This window comes from Enteractinococcus helveticum (assembly GCF_020742345.1).
GTDB classification, from domain to species: Bacteria; Actinomycetota; Actinomycetes; order Actinomycetales; family Micrococcaceae; genus Yaniella; species Yaniella helvetica_A.
In genome coordinates this window covers 1-4,103 of record NZ_DYXC01000016.1, presented here as the reverse complement: position 1 = coordinate 4,103, position 4,103 = coordinate 1, and the positions used below count along the sequence as shown (strand labels likewise).

General features: G+C 57.0%; 5 protein-coding genes and 1 pseudogene. 2 read left to right on the top strand and 4 right to left on the bottom strand.

What is annotated here, in order from left to right; all coding sequences use genetic code 11:
* Positions 1-70: 70 nt before the first annotated feature.
* Positions 71-301, top strand: a pseudogene (locus K8V32_RS01035) (integrase core domain-containing protein); the annotation flags it as partial.
* Here K8V32_RS01035 and K8V32_RS01030 read toward each other — a convergent pair.
* The 4 genes from K8V32_RS01030 to K8V32_RS01020 all read right to left on the bottom strand — a co-directional run bounded on the left by K8V32_RS01030 (position 225) and on the right by K8V32_RS01020 (position 3,568).
* Positions 225-554: an ATP-binding protein gene (locus tag K8V32_RS01030; protein WP_303901530.1), complete on the bottom strand. Its 330-nt coding sequence runs from the start codon at positions 552-554 to the stop codon at positions 225-227. The pseudogene K8V32_RS01035 and the gene K8V32_RS01030 overlap by 77 nt on opposite strands.
* Entirely contained in the window at positions 551-2,149 is a 1,599-nt protein-coding gene (istA, locus tag K8V32_RS01025) for an IS21 family transposase (protein ID WP_303901528.1), read from the bottom strand. The genes K8V32_RS01030 and istA overlap by 4 nt, the downstream gene beginning before the upstream one ends.
* 279 nt (positions 2,150-2,428) lie before the next feature.
* Positions 2,429-2,620: an NUDIX domain-containing protein gene (locus K8V32_RS14605; protein WP_524536663.1), complete on the bottom strand. Its 192-nt coding sequence runs from the start codon at positions 2,618-2,620 to the stop codon at positions 2,429-2,431.
* Between the two features lie 18 nt (positions 2,621-2,638).
* Positions 2,639-3,568, bottom strand: a complete 930-nt coding sequence (locus K8V32_RS01020; protein WP_303901527.1) for a DUF368 domain-containing protein — start codon at positions 3,566-3,568, stop codon at positions 2,639-2,641.
* Positions 3,569-3,810: 242 nt separating this feature from the next.
* On the opposite strand from K8V32_RS01020, the gene K8V32_RS01015 reads away from it, so the two are divergent.
* Positions 3,811-4,103 (top strand): amidohydrolase family protein (locus K8V32_RS01015; RefSeq protein WP_303901524.1); only part of this gene is annotated, 293 nt, incomplete at its 3' end.

Below are 4,103 nucleotides of genomic sequence, written 5' to 3'. Positions count from 1 at the left end.
ACAGTCGATATTGCAAGGCCAGTACCCATCCTGCCAGCCAGTCCCAGACCAGCCACTTCCAAGTCTCACAGTGTGCTGGGATAATGCCGTGGCCGAGACATTTTTTGCCAGCCTCAAAAACGAAATGTACCACCAACACGTCTTCACCACCCGGCCACGGGCGCGCATGGCCGTGGCCGAATACATCGAAGTGTTTTACAACCGCCAACGACCCCATTCCAGCCTCAACTACCGCACCCCAGCCCGAGCCTGGGACGACTACGAAAACCTCGCCGCGACGGCATCAACCCAAGCGGCTTAACGAAGAAGAAAACCACAACGAACTGTCCAAAAAACTTGACACAGCCCAGAATCGGAAATTTTGCGGCTTTGATCAACCGGTCTACCCGATTGGCCCGGCGGTGTTCTAGGGCTTGGTCCACGGCAGTCAAAAAGAGCTGTTCCGGGGTGAGGGTATCGTAGTGCTCATCGGTGATGAGTTCTTCAAGCCTGGTGGCGATATGCGTGACGCGCAGTTGCCGGAATTTGTCGTAGTCAATGCTGGTAAACGTCACAGGCCTGCCTCCTCACCGGTGGTGTCGTAATGTGAAGCATCGCGAACATAGACCTCTGGGCCAAGCTGCTGGCTGCCACCAACAGCTTGGCGTTTTGTCGTTGAGGCTGCCGGTATCGAAGGCCTAGGACTGTCGTGTTCACTGTGAATCGCGGCCATGATGCGCTTGATCGTGCTGTAGGTGGCGTATCCGCCTTGATTGAGTAGCTGCTGACTGGCAGCTTCCAGCACGGCCCGGTTTTTGCGACCTAACCCTTCCAAAATGTTCTGACACGCTAAATACCCTTGAGCCTCGATGGCGTGACGATCCAAGATTTGGGTGATAACTGCCAAGGTGGCTGGCCCAAAACTGCGGGCTCGATCCGTGAACCAGGCCCGGGACCACAGCCCATCAATACCCTGGTGCTGTTGGGGAACATGCTCGGCCAGGGTGGAATATTGGCCTTTGCGACCGTTGAGCCGATCATGTTCACACACCACGACCGCCCCGTCAAAGACCGTGACTCGCAGCGAGGTCAACCGCACCGATAGCAACCGACCAGCCAGTTGATAGGGCACCGAATAGTGCTGTGAATCTGCCCGGATATGATAATTCCGCCCGACTTTGAGCTGTTTCCATTCAACTTCTTCAAACCGAGTATCCGGCAAAGCGCCCAACGTGTGCTGTTCGTCAGCCACAAACCGGTCCCACCGGGTGACACCATTGACATCTGGCATGTCATGGTTGATTTCATCAACCCTGGCATCGATGGCTGCATTCAAGTCAGCCATCGTTGTAAACACGTCCTCCGCCAGATAGCCCAACACACGTTTTTCCACGATCCCCACCGCGTTCTCGGCAGCAGCTTTATCGCGTGGCTTACCTGACCTGGCGGGCACGATCGCGGTCTGATAATGATCGGCTAATTGTTGATACCGAGCATTGATCACCCGCTCTGTGCTTCCCTTGCTGCGTGGGTGTGATGACGTCAACGGGTTGTCTGGCACAATCAGTGCTGGCACCCCGTCGAGCATCGCAAACGCTTGAATATGAGCATCTAACCACGCCGGGGACTTCATATTCAGATACGCCCGGCAAGAGATCACCCCGGAATACGGCAACACCCCAACCCATAGATAAGCCCTGGTGAGCTCACCGGTGACCGAATCCACCAGATCAACCGTGGGCCCCACCCAGTCAACCAGCATGGCTCGGCCCGGTTCGTGATGCAACACGGCCACTAAATCATGAGACCGCACATAATCAGCAAAGAGCGCACAAAATTGGGAATACCCATAGGGTTTCTTCAGCCCATGATCAGCGTCAGCATACCGCCGCCAGGCCATCAACACCGTGAAAAATCGGTTGGCCCGCATCGAGACCAACACCTGATCAAAATCCGGTTGCGCGAAATTGGCTGATACGCGTTTCCGCCCATCCGGGAACCACCCCACCAGCTGCTCAGTCGTGATCATGTCCATAGAAGTAACATCGTGCTCCGCTACGATCTGCCGCACCCGAGCGACATCTCGCCGCGAACAACCGATCATCTCAACAATCTCAGCGTAACTACGCCCTTGAAGCACCAACTCCATGATCTGGCGATATTTTGCCATCCAGGACTTCCTCTCAAATACCGGCCGACACCCAACGTGTCGGACCTGTATCTAGAAGACCACTACCCACGCACCAGTACCAGATATGCGGAACCCCAGTACCAACTGCGTGGACTGCCAGTACCATCAGAAGCTACGTTCCACAATGGCGAAAGTCGGTGACCGTCAGCCCAGCTAGGCTCATCCACAGTCCTCCAAAACAGTTCGGCGCTTTCTACCTGTTCCTGGACCTGGATTCTCTGGACACGCAGGTCCGAAAACACGTGGATAGCAGCTTCATTAGCTGCGATCCTCCTGTAGTCTCCAAAGGGCTCGAGCTCGTCCCGGGGCTACGACGACAGCGAATTCTTCAGCTACTTCTCGGACCGCTATATGTTCACTGGTTTCTGCTGGCTCCGGTTTTCCGCCCGGAAACATGAAGGCCGTGGTGCCGCGTTTACGGACCAGGGCGACTGTCCGTCGTCGTTGGATAACACGACGGCTGAGACACTAATGGACGGGTTGGGGTGCATGTCGGCTCATCTTTCGGTCGGCAATGACCATGGCGGTCACGACCACGGCGCCAATGATAGCCAGCAGAATGTTCAGGCCAACGCCGTCGGAAATGGGTTGCAGTGCGCCGTCGTCATTTTGGTACGGCCATAGGGCACGCAGGGCACCGATCATCACGCCGGACAGGATGATCAGGGTGGTGGCGTGGTGATGTTCTAGCAGCCATTTCATACACTGCACGATCACGACTGCACCCAGGGCGAGACCGGCGACGAACACGCCGATGTAGCCGAAATCGAGGGCTTCGACTGCGCGCAGGGTGGGCTCATAGAGGCCCAGGGTTAGGAGCACCAGCGAGCCGGAAAGTCCGGGGAGTACGAGGGCGGAGACGGCGATCGCGGCGGCTGGCAAAACGATGTACCAGTGCGGTTGCAGCGCCAGGGTGGCTGGCAGTGACAGCACGATGAAAGCGGCTGCGGCACCGGCGATGAACATGGCCAGGTGGTGCCATCCGAGGCGTTTTTTGCGGTAGGCGACGTCGTCGCGGACCATCAGCAGTGGAACCATGACGGAGGCTGCGACCATACCGAAGAACAGCGAGCGCATGCGTTCTGGATAGGTTTCATAGAGGCTCACGACCGGGCCGGCAACGGTGAAGACCGCGGCGACCATGCCGAGGCCTAAGGGGATGAGTAGGCGCCAGGAGATTTGCTGCCAGTATTCGCGGGCTTCTTCGCGTCGTCCGCGGACGAGCGATAGTCCCCAGTGGATCATGGCGGAGGCGGATTCGATGAGTTGTTTGTAGATGCCCACGACCAGGGCGACTGTGCCGCCGGAGATTCCGGGGATGGTTTCCACAATGCCGATCAGTGCCCCGCGAATGAGGTTGCCGATCAGCGAAGTTTTTCTTTGGGGTGTTGGGGTCATCTACTCACAATCCTTGAACCAGGCCTAGATTAGTGTAGCTGTCTGAGTGCTTACTCCACGAACGTGCAACCGGGAATCTGCACAATGTAAAACAGACTGTCTGCAAAATGTAAAACAGACTATCTGCAAAATGCACAATAGGATGTAGGGATAGCCGGTGGTTCACTTGGCCCCAGCCCTAGAGGATTCGCAGCATATCAGCTGGCTGCCACCGCGACCTGGATGCTGGGATCCGCTCCGGGGTGGACCATGCAGCTATCGACTTTGCCATCGAAACCATCACCGAAGCCCGTCGCATCCACGGTTCCGGCCCCATCCCCGACCGCATTGAACACGGCGGGGTGGTCCGGGACGATCAAATCGCTCTAATGGCCGACCAGAATATTGTGCTGGTCCCCCAGCCATATTTCATTTCCGTATTTGGCGAGGGGATGTTCCACAATCTTGGCCCAAATCGCGCCACGCTGTCGTATCCGGCACGAAGATTGCTCGACGCTGGTATGATCCTGCCTGGAAGCTCGGACCGCCCGGTCGC